Origin of the sequence: Chitinophaga polysaccharea, assembly GCF_902150045.1 — a bacterium.
Taxonomy (GTDB): Bacteria; Bacteroidota; Bacteroidia; order Chitinophagales; family Chitinophagaceae; genus Chitinophaga; species Chitinophaga polysaccharea_A.
In genome coordinates this window covers 3,177,293-3,197,065 of the sequence record NZ_CABFVU010000001.1, presented here as the reverse complement: position 1 = coordinate 3,197,065, position 19,773 = coordinate 3,177,293, and the positions used below count along the sequence as shown (strand labels likewise).

At 46.9% G+C, this 19,773-nt stretch carries 15 protein-coding genes; 11 read left to right on the top strand and 4 right to left on the bottom strand.

What is annotated here, in order from left to right:
* Positions 1–260 precede the first annotated feature (260 nt).
* The 5 genes from FN124_RS13110 to egtD all read left to right on the top strand — a co-directional run bounded on the left by FN124_RS13110 (position 261) and on the right by egtD (position 6,418).
* Positions 261–1,649, top strand: a complete 1,389-nt coding sequence (locus FN124_RS13110) for a mercuric reductase (protein WP_142685159.1) — start codon at positions 261–263, stop codon at positions 1,647–1,649.
* Positions 1,650–1,683: 34 nt separating this feature from the next.
* Positions 1,684–2,619 carry an ABC transporter ATP-binding protein gene (locus tag FN124_RS13105; protein ID WP_142685158.1) on the top strand — a complete coding sequence of 312 codons (936 nt, stop codon included), beginning with the start codon at positions 1,684–1,686 and terminating at the stop codon, positions 2,617–2,619.
* 9 nt (positions 2,620–2,628) lie between these two features.
* Positions 2,629–4,197, top strand: a complete 1,569-nt coding sequence (locus FN124_RS13100) for an ABC transporter permease/substrate-binding protein (protein ID WP_142685157.1) — start codon at positions 2,629–2,631, stop codon at positions 4,195–4,197.
* A gap of 12 nt (positions 4,198–4,209) precedes the next feature.
* A complete protein-coding gene (gene egtB, locus FN124_RS13095) occupies positions 4,210–5,361 on the top strand; it encodes an ergothioneine biosynthesis protein EgtB (protein ID WP_142685156.1) in 1,152 nt (383 codons plus the stop codon).
* Positions 5,362–5,428: 67 nt separating this feature from the next.
* Positions 5,429–6,418, top strand: a complete 990-nt coding sequence (gene egtD, locus FN124_RS13090) for an L-histidine N(alpha)-methyltransferase (RefSeq protein WP_142685155.1) — start codon at positions 5,429–5,431, stop codon at positions 6,416–6,418.
* Positions 6,419–6,467: 49 nt separating this feature from the next.
* Here egtD and FN124_RS13085 read toward each other — a convergent pair whose 3' ends face one another.
* Positions 6,468–6,938 carry a DinB family protein gene (locus FN124_RS13085; protein WP_142685154.1) on the bottom strand — a complete coding sequence of 157 codons (471 nt, stop codon included), beginning with the start codon at positions 6,936–6,938 and terminating at the stop codon, positions 6,468–6,470.
* Between the two features lie 216 nt (positions 6,939–7,154).
* On the opposite strand from FN124_RS13085, the gene FN124_RS13080 reads away from it, so the two are divergent.
* Complete coding sequence (locus tag FN124_RS13080; RefSeq protein ID WP_185937184.1) at positions 7,155–9,845, top strand: outer membrane beta-barrel protein; 2,691 nt, start codon at positions 7,155–7,157, stop codon at positions 9,843–9,845.
* Between the two features lie 63 nt (positions 9,846–9,908).
* Here FN124_RS13080 and FN124_RS13075 read toward each other — a convergent pair whose 3' ends face one another.
* On the bottom strand, positions 9,909–10,769 hold the full coding sequence (locus FN124_RS13075; RefSeq protein ID WP_142685152.1) for an OmpA/MotB family protein: 861 nt from the start codon (positions 10,767–10,769) through the stop codon (positions 9,909–9,911).
* A 284-nt stretch (positions 10,770–11,053) separates the two neighbouring features.
* On the opposite strand from FN124_RS13075, the gene FN124_RS13070 reads away from it, so the two are divergent.
* Positions 11,054–12,079 carry a LacI family DNA-binding transcriptional regulator gene (locus FN124_RS13070; protein WP_142685151.1) on the top strand — a complete coding sequence of 342 codons (1,026 nt, stop codon included), beginning with the start codon at positions 11,054–11,056 and terminating at the stop codon, positions 12,077–12,079.
* A 318-nt stretch (positions 12,080–12,397) separates the two neighbouring features.
* Here FN124_RS13070 and FN124_RS13065 read toward each other — a convergent pair whose 3' ends face one another.
* Together FN124_RS13065 and FN124_RS13060 are read right to left on the bottom strand one after the other, a co-directional pair.
* Positions 12,398–14,566 (bottom strand): S9 family peptidase, encoded by a 2,169-nt coding sequence (locus FN124_RS13065; RefSeq protein ID WP_142685150.1) that lies wholly within the window; start codon positions 14,564–14,566, stop codon positions 12,398–12,400.
* Positions 14,567–14,602: 36 nt separating this feature from the next.
* Positions 14,603–15,550: a hypothetical protein gene (locus FN124_RS13060; protein WP_142685149.1), complete on the bottom strand. Its 948-nt coding sequence runs from the start codon at positions 15,548–15,550 to the stop codon at positions 14,603–14,605.
* A gap of 153 nt (positions 15,551–15,703) precedes the next feature.
* On the opposite strand from FN124_RS13060, the gene FN124_RS13055 reads away from it, so the two are divergent.
* The 4 genes from FN124_RS13055 to FN124_RS13040 are packed head-to-tail and all read left to right on the top strand — an operon-like array spanning position 15,704 to position 19,691.
* Entirely contained in the window at positions 15,704–16,969 is a 1,266-nt protein-coding gene (locus tag FN124_RS13055) for a dihydroorotase (RefSeq protein ID WP_142685148.1), read from the top strand.
* Positions 16,970–16,974: 5 nt separating this feature from the next.
* The gene (locus FN124_RS13050) at positions 16,975–17,511 is read left to right on the top strand and encodes a DUF4199 domain-containing protein (RefSeq protein ID WP_142685147.1); all 537 of its coding nucleotides are present in this window, start codon (positions 16,975–16,977) and stop codon (positions 17,509–17,511) included.
* A 15-nt stretch (positions 17,512–17,526) separates the two neighbouring features.
* A complete protein-coding gene (locus FN124_RS13045; protein ID WP_142685146.1) occupies positions 17,527–18,525 on the top strand; it encodes a glycosyltransferase family 2 protein in 999 nt (332 codons plus the stop codon).
* A gap of 29 nt (positions 18,526–18,554) precedes the next feature.
* Entirely contained in the window at positions 18,555–19,691 is a 1,137-nt protein-coding gene (locus FN124_RS13040; RefSeq protein WP_142685145.1) for a glycosyltransferase, read from the top strand.
* Positions 19,692–19,773 lie beyond the last annotated feature (82 nt).

Sequence of the window (19,773 nt, the reverse complement as noted above, 5' to 3'; positions counted from 1 at the left end):
TGTCTGACTCACTGATTAAGATGATTTTGATGATTTGTCTGAGTTTTGCCCTGTGTTTACTTTATAGCGGATACTGTCTTTTACAGGATTACACTGGTGTATTAAATATCTCTCTTAATTATAATAAAATGTAAAAAATAAAATCAAACAAATCATCAAAATCATCTTAATCAGTGAGTCAGACAAAATCCGCGTTATTCGCAAAATTTGCTTACTTTTCGTTGGTATAATCTTTGGCCCCGCATCCTAAATCTTTCCGTATGCAGAAATTTGACGCAATTGTAATCGGATCTGGTCAGGGTGGAAACCCACTGGCTAAGAAAATGGAAGAAAAAGCCTGGAAGACTGCTGTCGTTGAACAACGCTATCCCGGCGGCACCTGCATTAATGATGGCTGTACCCCTACCAAGGCGATGATCGCCTGCGCAAAAGTAGCACATACCGTTTTTCATAGTAAGGACTGGGGCATTCACAGTCACGGGTTCATGGTAGACCTTCCATTTATTGTAGCCAGGAAAAACAATATCGTCACAGAATTCCGCGAAGGAACAATAAAAGGGTTACAATCAAAAAACGTTACCCTCTTTATGGGCACAGCCGCTTTCACGGGCAATAAAACCATTACCGTTACCGGACATAATGGAGAAGAAACCACCTTAACTGCAGATCATATTTTTATCAATACAGGCACCAAACCTTTTATTCCGCCTATACCAGGGCTGGCAGAAGTGCCTTACCTTACCTCCACCACCCTGCTTGATGAAGTAAGCATTCCCAAAGAACTGATCATCCTGGGAGGCAGCTACATCGCGCTGGAAATGGGACAGCTGTATCAGCGTTTAGGCAGTCACGTTACCATTATAGAATCCGCTTCCCAACTGGTATCAAAAGAAGATCCCGATGTGGCAGCCGTCATAAAAAAAATGCTTGAATCGGAGAATATGCAGATCCATACCGGTACACAGGCAACCCATGTATCTGTAAGCGGTAAGAAGATCAGCGTGGATATTACCACCGGCAATGACCGCGACACTATAACGGGCACGCATATACTGGTGGCCACCGGCCGTACCCCGCAAACCGGGGCGCTGCAGCTGCAGCAAACCAATGTGCTTACCGATGAAAAAGGATTCATCCAGGTAAATGACCGGCTCGAGACATCTGAACCAGGCATCTACGCACTCGGCGATGTAAAGGGCGGCCCTGCATTCACCCACATCTCCTATAACGATCATCTTATTATTTATAAAAACCTTTTTGAGAACGCCAACGTTGGTATAAAAGACCGGCAGGTTCCTTATTGCATGTTCACCGATCCTCAACTCGGCCGCATTGGTATCACGGAAAAAGAAGCGAGGCAGGAAGGCATCCCGTTTAAAGTAGCCTGCCTGGGCATGGATAAAGTGGCCAGGGCTATAGAAACAGGGCAAACAAGAGGGTTTATGAAAGCCCTCGTACACGAACATACTGATAAGATCCTGGGAGCTGCTATCATAGGCACAGAAGGCGGCGAGATCATGTCTATGTTACAAATGGCCATGCTGGGTAATATCACGGCCACGCAGCTACGCGAAATGGTGTTTGCTCACCCGCTCTATGCGGAATCATTGAATAATCTCTTTATGACACTGGAGAAACCCGCTCCATAATGAGCAATTTTTTCCACAATCTGATATATACAGGATGATTAAACTGGAGCATGTTTCCAAATTTTTTGGCCCGGAAAAAAAAGCGGTAGATGATATTTCCTTTGAAGTAAAGGAAGGTGAAACACTTGTGCTGCTTGGCACCAGCGGCTGCGGTAAAACCACTACCCTGCGCATGATCAACCGCCTGCTGGAAGCAGACAGCGGCCAGATCTTCATCAACGGACAGGAAATACAAGGATTGCCCGGAGAAATACTCCGACGCAACATTGGCTATGTACTGCAAAACACAGGGTTATTCCCGCATTATACGGTGAGCGATAATATTGGCCTCGTGCCTTCATTACTGCAATGGGATAAAGAACGTATCCACAACAGGGTTATCACGCTGATGGATAAACTTCATTTGCCGGCGGCCTACGCCACTGCATATCCGCAGCAACTCAGCGGGGGGCAGCAACAACGGGTAGGCCTGGCCCGCGCGCTGGCGGCAGATCCGCCGGTGCTTTTAATGGATGAGCCCTTCGGCGCTCTGGACCCGCTCACCCGTATCAGCGTCAGGAAGGAATTTAAATCGCTCGATGAAATCAGTCACAGAACCATCATCCTCGTAACACATGATGTGGAAGAAGCTTTTGAACTGGGGCATCGTATCTGCCTCATGAATGAAGGACGCATTCAGCAGTTAGGCACACCTGCTGAACTGATCTTCCACCCGGTAAATGATTTTGTAAGATCGTTCCTTGATCCTCAGCGGCTGCAGCTGGAACTGAAATCGCTGCGCATAAAAGATCTCTGGCAATGGCTGCCACCAGCCACCAAAGCGGCAGACGGGCAGTTAACCGCAGCCAGCACCTGCTGGAATGCATTGGAAGCTATCACACATGAACCGGTTACCGTGGTATATGAACAGGAACAAAAAATGATCGACGGGAATGGACTGATGGAGGCAATAGCCGCCTATAAAAATTAATATAACGGCATGGAATCCACCGAAACCTTATTTGATTTTATACAACAACAAGCCGGTAAACTACTGGAACAAACCCTTACGCATACCGGGCTTACCTTTATATCCGTGTTGCTGGCCGTGGCCATAGGCGTACCTGCCGGTATCCTTATCTCCCGGAAAAAAAGACTGGCAGCACCTGTGCTCGGCTTTGCCGGTGTGATGCAAACCATTCCCAGTATTGCGTTGCTGGGATTCATGATCCCATTGCTGGGCATAGGCCCCAAGCCAGCCATAGTGGCCTTATTTCTTTATGCACTGCTCCCTATTGTACGCAATACCTACACCGGTATCAGGGGAGTTGATCCCAACGTAACAGAAGCCGCTACCGGCATGGGAATGAGCCGGCGGCAAATGCTGCTGAAAGTACAACTGCCGCTCGCTATGCCGGTGATACTGGCAGGCATCCGCACGGCTACCGTGATCAACGTGGGGGTAGCCACACTGGCAGCGTATATTGCGGCGGGCGGGCTGGGGGAATTTATTTTCGGTGGCATCGCCCTGAACAATACCAATATGATGCTGGCGGGCGCTATCCCCGCTGCCCTGCTGGCGTTGCTGTTCGACTGGCTACTGTCGCTCCTGCAGCATATCAATATCCGCAAAGCCCGCAAAACATTATACGCACTGCCTGTTGCCTTCCTCCTTCTCTCTTCGTTCTATCTCCTGCCAAACACCTATAGCGGCAAAATGCTGGCAGGATTTACCCCCGAATTTATGGGCAGGAAAGATGGCGACCTCGGGTTGAAATCCGTATATGGCCTGCATATCCGCACGCTTGTGATCAGCGATATGATCATGTATAAGGCCGCCTATGAAAAGAAACTGGACGTGATAAGCGGCAGCAGCACAGATGGAAGGGTAAAAGCATTTGACCTGGTTGTACTGGAAGATGATAAACATATTTTCCCACCTTATTATGCAGCTCCTATTGTACGGGAAGAAACCCTGCAGAAATATCCTGAACTGGAGCCGGCACTCAATCTGCTGGTTGGTACAATTAATGATAGCATCATGACGGAATTGAACTATCGCGTAGATTATCTCAAACAAAACCCGGAGAAAGTGGCAAAGGATTTCCTGGTGGCCAAACAACTCTGGAAACCCGCCGGTAAAGGCGATAAAGGCAGCATCCGGATCGGCTCAAAAATATTTGGCGATGGCTACATTCTTGCCGCGATGTATAAAATGCTGATAGAAGGACATACCGGTCTTACGGCAGTTACCAAAACAGGATTAGGCGGTACAAAAATCGTATTCGACGCATTGGTAAATGACCAGATCGATATGTATCCCGAATATACCGGCACAGGATTGCTGGTATTACTCCAGGCGCCGCAACAGGTAACAGACAGTATTATCAGTGATAGCCGCAAAGTATATGACTATGTAAGCGCAGCATTTGCAAAACAATACCACATCAAATGGCTGCAGCCCATCGGTTTTAATAATACCTACGCATTGATGATGCGCAGAACAGCAGCACAGGAGCTCCATATCAAAACCATTTCGGATTTTACCAAATATGTGAATCAACAGTAATCACCTGTAATTATGTTACCGAAAGAACAATATGAAACAGTACGGCGGAGAAGTGAAAAGATATGCGCCCCGCTAAAAACGGAAGACTATGTAGTGCAACCGGTGGTGGATGTAAGTCCGCCTAAATGGCACCTTGGGCATACCACCTGGTTCTTTGAAACCTTCATCCTCCTTCCTAACGCTAAAGACTATACGGTATTTGATCCTCAATACAATTACGTATTCAACAGCTATTATGAATCTGTGGGCGCACGGGTGATCCGTACCAACAGGGGTAACCTGAGCCGGCCGGCCGTGGAAGATATTATGCGTTACCGGAAATATGTGGATGATGCCATGATGGAATTCCTGGAAGATGAACTGTCGCCCGAGCTGCAGGAGCTGTTTATTCTTGGTCTGAACCATGAAGAGCAGCACCAGGAACTGCTGTATACAGACATAAAGTATATCCTGGGACATAACCCACTGTTCCCTGCATACGATATACACCATAAAGATGTCCCGGTAGTGAACAATCCCGGGGATCCGTGGTTAAATATACGTGCTGGTATGTATGATATCGGGTTTGCGGGAGATGGATTTTGTTTTGATAATGAACTGGGCAGGCATAGTGTATACCTGGCAGACTATAAGATCAGCACCACACTGGTAACCAATACGGAGTATCTTGACTTTATCCAGGCCGGGGGCTACCAGGATTTCCGTTACTGGCATGCAGAAGGATGGGATTGGGTAAAGAATAACCAGGTGAGTACACCCATGTACTGGTATAACATCGATGGCAAATGGATGCACTATACCTGGCAGGGGCTGCAGCCTTTAATGCCCGATGCGCCTGTTACGCATGTGAGCTACTATGAAGCGGCTGCATATGCAGCCTGGAAAGGACAGCGGTTGCCCACTGAGTTTGAATGGGAGGTGGCTGCGCCACAACTGTCGTGGGGTTATCGCTGGGAATGGTGTGAAAGCGCCTACCTGCCCTACCCTGGTTTTGCGAAGGCGCCTGGTGCCATCGGAGAATATAACGGAAAATTCATGATCAGCCAGATGGTGCTGCGTGGTGGTTCTGAGGTCACTTCTCCCAACCATAGCCGCATCACTTACCGTAATTTTTTCCATCCTTCACTAAGATGGCAGTTTACCGGGATAAGATTGGCAGGATGATTGAGACACCGTTATGAAAATGATCCGGATCTCCAGAGATCTACATTCAGTACATCAAAAAATAGGTATGACTGTAATTCCAAGTGTACTTGTACCAGGCAGGCGTAAACCAGCCACAGGTATCTTCTATCATGATGTGGTGCAGGGCCTCAGCGCACCGCAGAAATATCTTGACCCGAAATATTTTTATGATGCAGCAGGAGATGCGCTCTTTCAGCAGATCATGCAATGCCATGAATATTATTTAACGGGTTGCGAAATGGAAATCCTTCGCGAACAATCTGAACAAATAGTACAGGCGTTACAGTTATATGCCGGCGAGTTTGACGTAGTGGAACTAGGTGCAGGCGATGCCACCAAATCCGTTCACCTGCTGCAACAGCTGATCAGTAACAATATCGACTATACGTATTTTCCGATCGATATATCCGCCAATGTAATTGCGCAGCTGGAAGCAAATCTCCCCGCACAGGTGCCCGGCCTGCAACTGCATGGCCTGAACGGCGAGTATTTCCATATGCTGCAGCAGGCCAATAAGGTAACCGCTAAAAAGAAAGTACTGCTTTTTATGGGTGCCAATATCGGCAACTTCAGTGTGAGCGCCGCCCGTAGCTTCTGCCAGCAGTTGCGGCAATACCTGCAGCCCGGCGACCTGCTGCTGACCGGCTTCGATCTTAAAAAACATCCGCAGGTGATCCTGAATGCCTACAACGATTCCGCAGGGATCACCCGTGCATTTAATTTCAACCTGCTGCAACGGATCAACAGGGAACTGTATGCAGATTTTGATGTATCAAAATTTGAGCACTTCCCCACCTACGATCCGGTTACAGGCGCCTGTAAAAGCTACCTGATCAGCCTGGAAAATCAGCAGGTGCATATCGGGGAAGATGTAACTATTACCTTCAAGGAAAATGAATCCATTTACATGGAAATTTCGCAGAAGTACAGCCTGGAAGAAACAGACCAGCTGGCAGCCTTTGCCGGCTTCAGGCCGGTGGCCCGCTTCTTCGACCACAAGCATTGGTTCACCGATTGCCTTTGGAAATGTATTTAAGATATGGCGCCCGGCATTGCCCGGGCGCTATTATTTCATGCGGAATGCATTAAGGCCAGGCATTCAGCATTCGCCTGAGCGTCACAATTTCACCGGTATGATAACTGGTGTGGTCCAGCAATAATACGGCTTCCCGGAACAGATGCTGTCCGCTGCCATGAGGGAAAGGAGCAAACAGGTCGTCGCTCTCCTCCACCAGCTCAATAAAAGCATGCAGATCCTTCTCTACCTGCTCCACACTGTGTTTCCAGGCAGCGTCGCTCCCGGGAGCTGTTTCTTCCGGCCAGTAATCCTTCGGCCACTCAATTTCTTTGTAATTGGGGTTCCTGGAGAAATCAAGGATATCGTACTGCGTGATCCTGATATGCTCTACCAGCTGCCAGATGCTGTATGGCATGCCCTCAGGCACTACTCCCCTGAGATTGGCAGGCAATTTCTTTACCGAATCGCTGAAAGTTACGTGTGCATTAGGTTTGAGCAGCATGTCCTTCAACGATTTTACCAACGGAGCTGTATTCATAAAGTAGTAATTTAGTTTTTAGCAGGATTCTTAAAACAGAAAGAAAATTAACCACCCAAAAATACTCCAGTAATCATCTTTCCATAATTGTAAATAAATTGTTAATCTGTTTATCTTATTAATAATTATTTAACCAGAACGACAATGTTTGGTATTGGTTAACAGAATGAGAATGGTTCAATGCGATATTGTACCAAATTAACCAATATCCTCCGCATGGCAAAATACTACGCATTAACGTTAACCGTATTGCTGATAGGAATTCATTTAACACTTTCAGCACAAAGAGAAATAAAGGGCCATGCGTATGATAAAGACACCAGGAAACCATTACCCGCAGCCAACGTGCTGCTTTATACCGCAGAGAGATCCGTTCTTATAGCACAAGGCATCACCAACGATGCGGGGGATTTTGTTCTCAAAAAAATACCTGTGGGCAACTACCGGCTCACGATCAGTTTTATGGGATATGATGCCGCCACCACACTTGTTATCATCTCGGAAAGGTCTGGCAAGGTGTTCCAGCTGGATCTCCGCAATTCAGGCCTGCAGCGCAATCCCATAAAGCTGAACAGCATTAATGTAAAAGTAAATAAATCGGCCTTCGCCATACGGAAAGATACGGTTGAATTCTCCGCCGGCGATTTCCAGACGGCAGAAAATGCTTCCCTAAGAAGCCTGCTGAATAAACTTCCCGGGATCACTATCGATGCGGAAGGTAATCTTTCTTTCCAGGGTACGGCCATAAAAACCATCCTGGTGAACGGGAGGCCGCTGTTCCAGGATGCCAGTGGCTCCTCAGGCAGTACAAAAAAAATCACTCAAACCCTCCTGGCAGATATTGTCGATAAAATACAGGTCATCGACCGGAAAAGAGTAGATGGGCTCATTGAGGGCGGCAAAGATGAAAAGGTGATCAACATCACTGTTAAAAAGGAATATAAAAAAGGGATCAATGGCACTGCCGGCGCGGGCTACGCTACCGGCAAGCGATACAGCGCAGCTGCCAGTGCAAACATGTTCAGGGATACCAAACAGGCAATGGTAATGGGTTATATCAATAACATCAATTCCTCCCGCGGCCCTTCCTCTACCGACGAAAACCTGAGCAGGGCGGAAGCCATGATGGGCGGTATTTCCCACAGGAACAATCTCAGCGCCAATCTTGCTACTGATATCTCCAAAAAAATAAAACTAAACGCCAATTTTGTGCACCAGGGCCATAACACGGACAACCACCAATGGCAGCAACGCGATAATATCCTTCCGGACAGTAACTTCCGGTATAACAATAACAATACCTCCACAAGCACTGCCAACCTGAACATCATGTTTGCCAACATGACCATACAGCCGGATGAAAAAAATTTTATTTCCGTAGATATGTCTGTCAACCGGCAAGCCAATACCTACAATGCCCTGAATAAATATATTTCTACCGGCGGAAAAAGTAATGACACCATCAATTTTGGTAACACCAGCAACAGGGAAAAAAGAAGGAACAGTAACTTCAATATAACCACACAGTATAATCATCAGTTCAGCCCAAAGGCAGGAAGCGTAAGCCTCTCCCTCAATGTTGAACAGAACAATTCCAAAAGTGATCAAAACAATATTACGCTGAATACCGTTGCTGCAGCGAACCTGGCGGATACGCTCAACCAGCAGGTGAACATGAAGATCAATGTACGGAAACTGATGGCCCGGGCTAACTACCAGTATCCGCTCTTCCCTTCTATATACCTGAATGTATCTTATAAGATCACCAACAACCAGACAAAAAATAACCAGGATGCATTTGACTTCGACAATGAAAAAAAAGGATATGATATTATAAACAATGATCTCAGCTACCGGTTTAAAAATGAGATCACTGAGCAATCAATAGGTACCGGCATCTTCCTTAATAAAACAAAAATACAGGGCCAGCTGAATATTGCCTATAACATCACTGATTCTAAAAGCAATAACTTCACTAACGGAAACAATTTCCTGCAAAAAATAAATTACCTGTCGCCCAACCTCTCCTTTTCCTATAAAATTGATAATTATAAAAGCCTGGATCTGAGAATTAACAGGGAAACACGTATCCCTCCGCCAAGTGTATACCTGCCGGTAGTATCTACCCGGAACCCTTTATATGTGCAACTTGGCAACCCGGATCTGAAGCCATCTATTTACAACTCCGCATCTTTGGGTTACCGTTCATTCAGCGTAACAGGAATTACCTTCAGTACCAGCATCGGCGGCGACCTACCCAATAACGCCATTTCACAATCGGTTTACTCTGATTCCGCCGGGCGGCAGATCAGTAAACCTGTAAATACAGAAGGCAACTTCAACATCAACCAGGACTTTTCAATAGGCAAACGGTTTAACAAACCTGCGGTAACGGTCAACTATTCCCTGTCCTATTATTTCAACCGCAGTAATTCGTTTATCAACCAGGAAAAAAACCGCACCAGCGATCTGACGGTCACTCAAATGCTGAACAGCTCCTGGATGTATAAAAAAGTGCTTGAACTGGAAGGATTTGTAAGCATGCTGTACATCAGCAGCGTTTATGCTATCCAGGATAATAAACACAGCGATTACCTGATGTATAATGTATCTCTCTCCGCAAATGCTTTTCTTCCGGCAGATATCAGTATCGGCAGCGCCGTTCTTTATTTTAACAACACCAGCCAGCACCAGCAGTTCGTGGTGCTCAACAGCTGGGTGGCTAAAACTTTCGGGAAAAACAAAAGCTTCCAGGCGAAACTTTACGCCTATGATCTCACCAGGCAAAATCAATCGCTGTTCACCATGCAATCGCCTACCTATATAGAACAGCAGCGCAACGCTGTTCTTACACAGTATTATATGCTGAGCCTTTCTTACTTCTTTGGTAAAAAAAGTAAGCTTTGATCGCCTTCGGCGATATGCGGATTTTGTCTGACGCGGATTTTGTCTGACTCAGGCAAAACCAGCTTAATTCGCCGGTTTTTCCAGTAATTTGAAAAACTGATCCAGCTGTGGTAATATCACGATCCTTGTTCTGCGATTCGCTGCCTTACCTTCTGCGGTATCATTGGAAGCTATTGGCAGGTACTCGCTCCGGCCGGCGGCAGTCATACGGGCTGGGGGAATGTTATACTGGTTCTGAAGCACACGAACCACAGAGGTAGCTCTCTTCACGCTCAGATCCCAGTTGTCGAGCAATACATTCGGACGGTAAGGCACGTTGTCCGTATGCCCTTCCACCATAAACTCAATATCCGGTTGGGCAATCAGCACCTTGGCCACTTTCCCCAGCACCTCCTTGGCTCTTTCATTGATTTCATAGCTACCGCTTTTAAACAGCAGCTTATCGGAGATATCTATATATACTACGCCTTTGTCCACTTTAATATTAATGTCTTTATCATCCATATTGCCAATGGCGCCCTTCAGGTTCATTACCAGCTGCATATTCAGGGAGTCTTTACGGGCAATGGCAGATTGCAGGTCTTTAATATAGGCGTCTTTAGCGCCGATGTTATCCAGCGATTTCTTGATGCTTTCAGCCTGGGAGTTGGAGATAACGGATAGTTCTTTCAGGTGATCCAGCATCTGGGAGTTATTGGTTTTCAGTTGCTCCTGTTGCTCGGTTAAATTCGTCACTTTTTCTTTGTAAGAGGCTGCGGCACGGGCAGCATCTTCTTCACAGGTTCTCAACTTACCGTATGTAGCCCGGTAAAGGCTATCGAGTTGCGCATTCCTCGCCTGCGACTCCCTTAATTTCCGGGGAGCAGAACAGGAAGCAAAAATGGTTACTAAAGCTACCGGCAAGGCTAATTGTGCTATTTTCATAAAATTACACTTTTTAATAATCTAACAATTAAGCATATATAAATAGAGGGGGATACAATGGAAAAGCAACCCCTCCATAGCAAATAGCAGGCCGAAGCCCCCCCTCAGTCCGTTAGAACATTGTTAGAATTCATAAGGGGATAGATGTTGACACATATAAAATATTATAGCCGTCGTCTTACAAGAAGCCTTATTCATAAAAAAAAGCTAATGTTTTCTAATATCTAAGTAACTTGTCCGGCAGAGTATACGCTGTATCTATTTTCTATTAATTGCTGAAATGTATGAGAAAGGTGGTTTCTTCGGGTCAACCAACAATAAAGGAAATTGCAAAAAGGCTGAACATCTCTGTATCCACAGTATCACGGGCATTACATGATCATCACAGTATTGGATTAAGAACCAAGACCAGGGTAAAGGAACTGGCCGCGGAGCTGAATTATGAGCGCAACCAAACGGCGATCTACTTCCAGCAGGGTAAAACATTTACTATAGGCATCCTTTTACCGGAACTGTCGGAAGCATTTTTTGCCAGCGCTATCAGTGGTATTGAAGACACCGCATACAGCAATAACTATACGGTATTGCTGGGTCAGTCGCACGACGATGAGGCCCGTGAAAAACAGATCATCCAGAGCATGAAACAGCACCGGGTGGATGGCTGTATTGTATCTATCGGGAAAAATACCAGCAACTATGAACATTTTGAAATGCTGCAACAGGCGCGCATCCCGGTAGTTTTCTTTGACCGTATTCCCGCCCTTCCCAATATGCATTCGGTGTCTATTAACCTGGAATCAGGCACCGTGCAGGCAGTAGATTTCCTGCTGAAACAAGGCCACCGCGTAATTGGTATGATCAACGGCCCCGAAACCATGGTGGCCAGCAAAGAAAGGGCTACCGGCTATATCAGGGCGCTGCAGAAACACCGCCTGAAATACGATCCCAAAATGATCGTCAATGCCGACCTCACTACCGCCGGTACGGAACAAGCCATGCAATACCTGTTGTCGCTCAAAAGAAAGGTAACCGCTATCGTTACTTTCAACGACTATGTAGCCATGGATGCCGTACAATATGCCCTGAAACAAAAATTGGAAATAAATAAGGATATAACTTTTGTATCTTACGCCAATACACCGGTAAGCGGGTATACGGCCTTCCCCCCTGCTGCATCTGTGGAGCAGTTCCCTTATGAACAGGGCCAGGCGGCTACTAATATGTTATTGTCACTCCTGAACGGGGAACATGCCTTGAATGATTATCAACGCACTATCATGGAGTCACAGCTGGTGATACACCACCGGTGAGGTATTATCTTATCGATAACCTTGCCACAGCTGTTCACCGTGGCAGGTTACTCGACTTCATTGTTCGCTGTCTATAATTGCTGCTTTTCCAGCTTAGTTCACTTTCTGATTAATTGCTACAACGATTCTACATGATTTTTTTGGCATTACATGTACGCAAACGCTTGCGTTATCCGCGCAAGCGTTTGCGTAACGCCTGTTTTCAGCTGTTTTGATCATTGTTGCAACATCCATCTGTTCAATACCTTCCCGTATAAAACAGTAAAGCGAAGATCACAGCCATGCTATGATCTTCGCTTTACTTAAAAATGAAAAAATTTATTTCAGGTTCGCATCAAAATAATCAGTGATCTTCTGCATCAGGTGAACCCTGTCTTTTCCCAAAACATTATGTAAATGCCCCGGGTAAACAAAATAATCTACCTGTACTTCATTGTCTACGCAAGCTTTCAGGAACTTCAGCGAATGCTGCCAAACCACAACATCGTCGTTGGTGCCATGTATCAGCATCAGTTTTCCCTGCAGATGTTTCGTTTGTGTAAGCAGGTTGGAGTTAGCATAGCCCTCCGGATTCTCCTGCGGCGTATCCATATAACGTTCGGTATACATCACTTCATACATGCTCCAGTCGATCACCGGTCCCCCGGCCACTGCAGCCTGGAACACTCCTGGATGACGCAGCATCAGCGATGTGGTCATGAAACCACCGAAGCTCCATCCGTGTACGCCCATTTTCTGCTGGTTAATATATGGCAACGATTTCAGGTAAGCCACTCCCTGTAGCTGGTCGTTCATTTCCACGGTGCCCAGCTGTCTGAAAGTAGCCTGTTCAAAAGCTTTTCCACGGTTATCGCTACCCCGTCCATCCATGGTAAAAATCACATAACCATGTTGCGCCATGTATTCATACCAAAGGTTGCCACTGTAAGGGTAAGTATTGCGGATCAGTTGTACATTAGGACCGTTGTACAGGTATACGATCACCGGGTATGTCTTGGTGGAATCAAAATTCACCGGCAGGATCAGTTTACCATACAAAGGTGTGCCATCGTCTGCTTTCAGGGTCACCTGCCTGATCTGCGGGCGCAGGAAATCTTTCAACGGGTCGGCCGCAGTGATTATATTTTGTTCAAACTTACCATTGGTTGCAGTTATTCCTGCCACATAAGGCGTGGTACCGGAACTGTAAGCATCCAGCACATAACTGCCATCTTCACTGGCTTGTGCATCGTGCCACCCTGCGGCTTTATCCAGCCGGGTAAGATCTGACGTTTTCTGTTTATAGCTGGTCTTATAAAGATGTTTTTCCATCGGGCTTTCTTTGGAAGCCGTAAAGATGATCTCGCTCTTCTTCGTATTAAAACCTGTTATTTCATTTACCACCCAATTACCTGCGGTAATCTGCCGCAGCTGTTCTCCCTTCGTATTATAGAGATAAAGATGATTATAGCCGCTTTTTTCGCTCCACCAGATAAACTGGTCTGGTGTGCCGGGAATAAAAGTCAGCGGGTGAGTAGGATGTACATATTTTGGATCTGTTTCTTCAAACAGCGTTTTTACCAGTTCACCGGTAACGGCGCTGTATTGGTTCAGCCATAAATGATCCTGTTCGCGGTTCAGCAGCGCTATGTATACGGATTGCTGATCGGGCGCCCATGTAACACAGGTGAGATAATGATCTGCCGGTCCGCCGGTTTTCAGGAAAATAGTTTTTTGGGTAGATGGCTGATAAATACCGAGTGTTACTTCGTGGGATTTACCACCTGCCATCGGGTATTTGATATTGGTATTACGCGCAGGGGTTACCGACCAGTCGATAACAGGATAATCATCTACCATCCGCTGATCCATGCGGTAAAAGGCCAGCTGATCGCCCTTCGGGGAGAAGAAAATACCTTTATCGATGCCAAATTCCTCGCGGTGAACGCTTTTTCCATTCACAATATTGATATCGGCGTCGTTGGTAACGGCCTGCACATTGCCTTCGGCAGTACGGATAAAAAGGTTGTTCTTTTCGGTCCAGGCAATCTGCCCTCCCTTGGGGCTCACGGTTACATTTTCCGCGTCCTCCGGTAATTCACACCATTGGCTGAACAGCATGCGCCCATTTTGCAGTTGTCCTTTATAAAGTGTATTGCCAATGGCAAACCAGGCGTTGGTAGCGGAGATCCATTGAAGCGGAGGTATGCCTCTCAATGGCCTGGAAGAAGATAATTGTTCGTTGAGGCGAGCTAGTGTAAGCAGGGTATCTGTTTTGCCGGCGGGAAGCGTCACTTTTATCCAGGCATAATTATCTTTTTCAGATAATACCCTTGTGTAGGCATTTTCGCCGGGAATCCATTCAAACTGTTTTAGCCGTTCAGGAGCCAGCTGCTGGCGGAGGCCATTGGTGGCTTCGGCCATTGTATACTGACGTTGCTGTGCATAGGTGTATTGCAGCCCGCCCGTTATCCATCCTGTCAAAAGCAATAGGAAAGCTTTCTTCATCCTTCTTTTTGGGGAGCTAAATTAAGGTTTTACCCGTTAAGCGCTCACAAGATGTTTTTTCACCCATTCCCGTTCTTCGGGTAGCAGGTAATCGGCCCTCTTTTCTGTGATCCAGGAGAATGTTTTTTTCACATCTGCTTTCACGGTGCGGAAACGGAACAGGAATTCCATGCCCAGCATCAGGTCTGTAAACCCGTTCTTGACGGTTTCTATGGTCATCCTGGCGTTGCTGCGTCTTTTTGATAACAATTCGGTAATGCGCGCAGTTACTGCCTGGATAGCGTTTTCGTCGGCATACTTATAAATTGCCTCCATCGCTTCAAACTTCAGTTGTCCCCGCATCAGGCAGCGGGTATAAAACATTGCTTCCTTCTCTTTCTCAATATCCGCGATAGCCGCAAAAGCCAGGCTTTTTACATCCTGCCGGTGATATTCCAGGAGCCTGCGCAATGCGGGCACACTTTTCTGGGTACCTACTTTATGGAGCAGCAGGGTGATATAATAGATGTCATATTCGTTCACGGTGCGCTTGAGCAGGTTCAGGGCCCAGTCTTCCACGGAAGGATGACGGGTGCCTCTCAGGGCCAGGAGCGCCGACCTTCGTATATTATTGTTAAGTGAAAGGGTATTGTTAAACAAGGGTTCCAGGTTAATATAACCCGGTATGGCCAGTCCGCGTTCAAGATCCTGCTGCATGGCAGTGATCATATCAGCATCCTGCTCTATCCGTATCCTGTCCAGCAAAAAACGTATTACTTCGGGATCGTTGGTATTCCTGGAAAGTTGAATGATAATAAAACAGGCGGCACGGCGCTTATCTTTGTCGGGCTCCTGCTCAATGTATTGATAAAGTAGGGGTATATAAGCGTGATTAGCGAGTTGTTCTGCTTCGCGAAGGGCCTGCCAGCTGATTGTCTGGCCGTTATGCAATTGATCTGAGCGGTCGCATATCCGGGCTACGAGGTTAGAAAGATAGTCAATCATCAGTAGTAATTTTGATCTGCTACCCCTGCATTTTCAATTATCATACCAACCTGAACAACGCTCCCGGAAAGCAGGGGCGCGGCGCCTTCAACAATTAACAGTTTTATGTTACATTTGCCCCTGTATTTTAGGACCGGTTATAGAACGTAAAGCATGCACATACTACTCAAGAACGTTAAGATCATAGCGCCTTCCTCTCCCTTGCACGGGCAGCAAAAAGATATTTCTATCCAGAACGGGATCATTCAGCAGGTTGGCACCAACCTCGAAGATGCCCGGGCAACGGTCATTTCAGGTAACAACCTGCATGTTTCCGCCGGCTGGATGGATGTTTTTGCTCATTTCTGCGATCCCGGCCAGGAACATAAAGAAGACCTGCAAAGCGGCATCAGGGCTGCTGCCACCGGCGGATTCACCACCGTAATGATAGTACCCAATACCCAACCCGCCCTGCATACCAAACCGCAAATCGAATACGTGCTGAGCAGATCCCGTCATTCGGCAGCCACGGTACTGCCAATTGGCGCAGCCACCAAAAACCTGGAAGGCGCCGGCCTTGCAGAAATGTATGAAATGCAGCAGGCAGGTGCCATTGCATTCTCCGATGGCTTCAAAGCTTTACAATCGCCCGGTCTTATGCTGAAAGCCCTGCAATACATTAAGGCATTCGACGGTACCCTCATACAACTGCCGGACGATCAAAGCATTTCTGCGCATGGACTGATGCACGAAGGCATCTATTCCACGCAGCTGGGAATGCCCGGTAAACCCGCCCTGGCAGAAGAACTGATTATTCAGCGCGACCTGGAACTGGCAAAATACACGGATTCACGGATTCACTTTACCGGCATCAGTACCCGCAAATCAGTGGAGCTGATCGCCGCGGCAAAAGCTGATGGTATCAAAGTTACCTGCTCTGTAACGCCTTACCATCTCTCATTAACAGACGCGCAACTCATTAATTACGATACCCACCTGAAGGTAAACCCGCCGCTGCGCAGTGCAGACGATGTAAAAGCCCTGCAGGAAGCCGTTTTACACGGCACTATCGACTGCATCGCTACACATCATACACCACAGGACTGGGACGCCAAGCAGGTGGAATTTGAATACGCAAAAAACGGAATGATCGGCCTGGAAAGCGCTTTCGGCGTGTTAAGGCAATACCTGCCGCAGCTCCCGCTGGAACAGCTGATCAATATGCTCACCACCCACCCGAGAAAAATATTCGGCCTGCCGCAACCGGCCCTGCAGGAAGGCGCCGCAGCCAACCTTACAGTGTTCGACCCGGAAACCAGCTGGCAGTTCACTAAAGCCCACATCGCTTCCCGGTCCAAAAATTCAGCGTATATTGGCGAGCAACTGAAGGGGAAAGTACATGCCACAGTGAATGGACCTGTTTTTCATATAAATAATTAATCTATATGCAGAAAAGTTCTAACCCGGGCCTGTTATGGGGCGTAGTGGGCGGTATATCACTGATATTCCTGAACGTTATCACCTACGTTGCCGGACCATCTGTATTGTTTTCCTGGTGGAACAGCGTATTGCAGCTGGCCGTTTTTATTGTCATTGCCATATTCGCCGGCCTTGAGGTAAAAAAACAGCAGGGAGGATATATCAGTTTCAAAGAAGCACTGAAACCTATATTTACAACGTTTATCATCGGAACGGCTATCCTTACCGTTTACCAGTATGTGCTCTATAAATATATTGATCCAAAGCTCGTGGATGCATTGAAAGATAATCTGCTGGAATCTACAGAAAAATGGATGCACAGATTCAAAGCACCACAGGATGAAATTGATAAACAGCTGGATGAATTAAGTAAAACCGACTTCAACGTCGGGATTAAAAAATCATTCATGGACTTCCTGAAAGGAATAATATTCTATTTTGCGATAGCAGCGATCATTTCACTGATCATTCGCAAAAAACCAGTTGAAAGACCACTACAATAATACTATTCTATAAAGATGAACATATCCGTAATCGTTCCTTTAAAAAACGAAGAAGAATCCTTGCCGGAACTTGCCGCATGGATCCAAAGAGTGATGAATGCCCACCACTTTACCTACGAGGTATGGATGGTGGACGATGGCAGTACCGACGACTCCTGGGCTGTTATACAACAACTGGCTGCGCAGAACCCTCTTATCAAAGGGATCAAGTTCCAGCGCAACTATGGTAAGTCGGCCGCCCTCAACGAAGGCTTCAACGCAGCACAGGGCGATGTGGTGATCACCATGGACGCAGACCTGCAGGATAGCCCCGACGAAATACCGGAGCTCTACCGCATGATCGTGGAGGAAGGCTTCGACCTGGTGAGCGGATGGAAAAAGAAACGTTACGATAATACTTTTACCAAAAACATTCCTTCAAAACTATACAACTACACTACTACCCGCATGAGCGGCGTAAAACTGCACGATATGAACTGCGGTCTTAAAGCCTATCGTAAAAAAGTAGTGAAATCAATAGAAGTATACGGCGAAATGCACCGCTATATTCCTGTTATTGCAAAATGGAACGGCTTCCGTAAAATAGGGGAAAAAGTAGTGGAGCACCGCGCCCGTAAATACGGTGTCACCAAATTCGGACTGGAACGTTTTATCAACGGTTTCCTGGATCTGGCCACCATTATGTTCATCGGTAAATTTGGTAAACGCCCCATGCACCTGTTCGGCGCACTTGGGTCCCTCTCTTTCTTCGTGGGTTTTGTAGTAGCCGCTTACCTTGCGCTGGCGAAAATATTCTTTGACAAGGTAAACATGACAGACAGACCCCTGTTCTATTTCGGGCTGCTTTGTATGATCATCGGTTCGCAGTTATTCCTCACCGGTTTTATCGGCGAGCTGGTAACACGTAATGCCACCGAACGCAACTCCTACCTGGTGGAAGAACGGATGGACCATACCAGCAATGTTACGGAGGAGGAATGGCAGTTATCGCACCAACACAACCGCAGACACTGATCCTCTCCTTCACATTTCGTATCTAATCTATGGCTAACAAAAAGAAAATACTTATTCTGGGAACAGCCTACCCTTTCCGGGGTGGGCTGGCTGCTTATAACGAGCGACTGGCAGAAGAGCTCCAGCAAACAGACGACGTGGAAATATGGACATTTACCATCCAGTACCCCAAACTCTTTTTTCCGGGGAAAAGCCAGTTCTCTACAGATCCCGCTCCGGCGCATCTGCGCATCAAAAGGCTGATCAATTCCGTAAATCCGCTGAATTGGTTAATTACAGGACGGGAGATCCGGAAAATGAACCCCGATATCATCATCACTAAATACTGGTTGCCTATTATGGGGCCTGCATTAGGTTCTCTCCTGCGACTGGGCAAGCGTAAACATACCAGGGTAATCGCCGTGCTTGATAACGTGGTACCTCATGAAAAAAGACCCGGGGATGTGGCCTTTACAAAGTATTTCCTGAAACCGGTAGATGCTTTTATTGCCATGAGCCAGTCGGTGCTCAACGACCTGCGGGTATTTGAACCGGTAAAGAAGGCATCGCTCATTCCCCACCCTATTTACGATAACTACGGCGCCCTTATCTCCAAAGAAGAAGCCCGTGCACAGCTGAAACTCATCCCGGGCAAAAAATACATTCTCTTCTTTGGCTTTATCCGCCAGTATAAGGGGCTGGACCTGCTGTTGCAGGCAATGGCAGACGAAAGACTGAAAAAGCTGGATGTACATGCCATTGTAGCCGGAGAATACTATGAAGACGCCACGCCTTACCTGGACCTGCTGAACAAATTACAACTGGGCGACCGGGTGCTGATGCATACCGATTTCATTCCCAACGAAGCCGTTAAGAATTATTTCTGTGCCGCCGACCTGGTGGTACAACCCTATAAAAGCGCCACCCAAAGCGGCATTTCACAGATCGCTTACCACTTTGAAAAACCCATGGTGGTAACCAATGTGGGCGGCCTCGTGGAAATGGTGCCCGATGGCATAGTGGGTTTCCAGGCAGAACCGGACCCGGCATCTATTGCTGCCGCCATCGAAAAATACTTCGTGGAAAACCGCGAAGCAGATATGGTGGAAGCACTCCGGAAAGAAAAACTGCAGTATTCCTGGGCGCGACTGGCAAAAGAAATTCATATTTTAGCAGCAGAAGGTTGAAAGCAGAAAGCAGAAAGCTATTGAAGCGACTAACAGTGTTAAAGAATATCTACAATTATCAATCGCTTCAATAGCTTTCCGC

What these genes read in the sequence shown, in the direction of transcription:
- FN124_RS13110 (WP_142685159.1), top strand. Translation starts at nt 261, where the DNA reads ATGCAGAAATTTGACGCAATTGTAATCGGATCTGGTCAGGGTGGAAAC.
- FN124_RS13105 (WP_142685158.1), top strand. Translation starts at nt 1,684, where the DNA reads ATGATTAAACTGGAGCATGTTTCCAAATTTTTTGGCCCGGAAAAAAAA.
- FN124_RS13100 (WP_142685157.1), top strand. Translation starts at nt 2,629, where the DNA reads ATGGAATCCACCGAAACCTTATTTGATTTTATACAACAACAAGCCGGT.
- egtB (WP_142685156.1), top strand. Translation starts at nt 4,210, where the DNA reads ATGTTACCGAAAGAACAATATGAAACAGTACGGCGGAGAAGTGAAAAG.
- egtD (WP_142685155.1), top strand. Translation starts at nt 5,429, where the DNA reads ATGACTGTAATTCCAAGTGTACTTGTACCAGGCAGGCGTAAACCAGCC.
- FN124_RS13085 (WP_142685154.1), bottom strand. Translation starts at nt 6,938, where the DNA reads ATGAATACAGCTCCGTTGGTAAAATCGTTGAAGGACATGCTGCTCAAA.
- FN124_RS13080 (WP_185937184.1), top strand. Translation starts at nt 7,155, where the DNA reads ATGGCAAAATACTACGCATTAACGTTAACCGTATTGCTGATAGGAATT.
- FN124_RS13075 (WP_142685152.1), bottom strand. Translation starts at nt 10,769, where the DNA reads ATGAAAATAGCACAATTAGCCTTGCCGGTAGCTTTAGTAACCATTTTT.
- FN124_RS13070 (WP_142685151.1), top strand. Translation starts at nt 11,054, where the DNA reads ATGAGAAAGGTGGTTTCTTCGGGTCAACCAACAATAAAGGAAATTGCA.
- FN124_RS13065 (WP_142685150.1), bottom strand. Translation starts at nt 14,566, where the DNA reads ATGAAGAAAGCTTTCCTATTGCTTTTGACAGGATGGATAACGGGCGGG.
- FN124_RS13060 (WP_142685149.1), bottom strand. Translation starts at nt 15,550, where the DNA reads ATGATTGACTATCTTTCTAACCTCGTAGCCCGGATATGCGACCGCTCA.
- FN124_RS13055 (WP_142685148.1), top strand. Translation starts at nt 15,704, where the DNA reads ATGCACATACTACTCAAGAACGTTAAGATCATAGCGCCTTCCTCTCCC.
- FN124_RS13050 (WP_142685147.1), top strand. Translation starts at nt 16,975, where the DNA reads ATGCAGAAAAGTTCTAACCCGGGCCTGTTATGGGGCGTAGTGGGCGGT.
- FN124_RS13045 (WP_142685146.1), top strand. Translation starts at nt 17,527, where the DNA reads ATGAACATATCCGTAATCGTTCCTTTAAAAAACGAAGAAGAATCCTTG.
- FN124_RS13040 (WP_142685145.1), top strand. Translation starts at nt 18,555, where the DNA reads ATGGCTAACAAAAAGAAAATACTTATTCTGGGAACAGCCTACCCTTTC.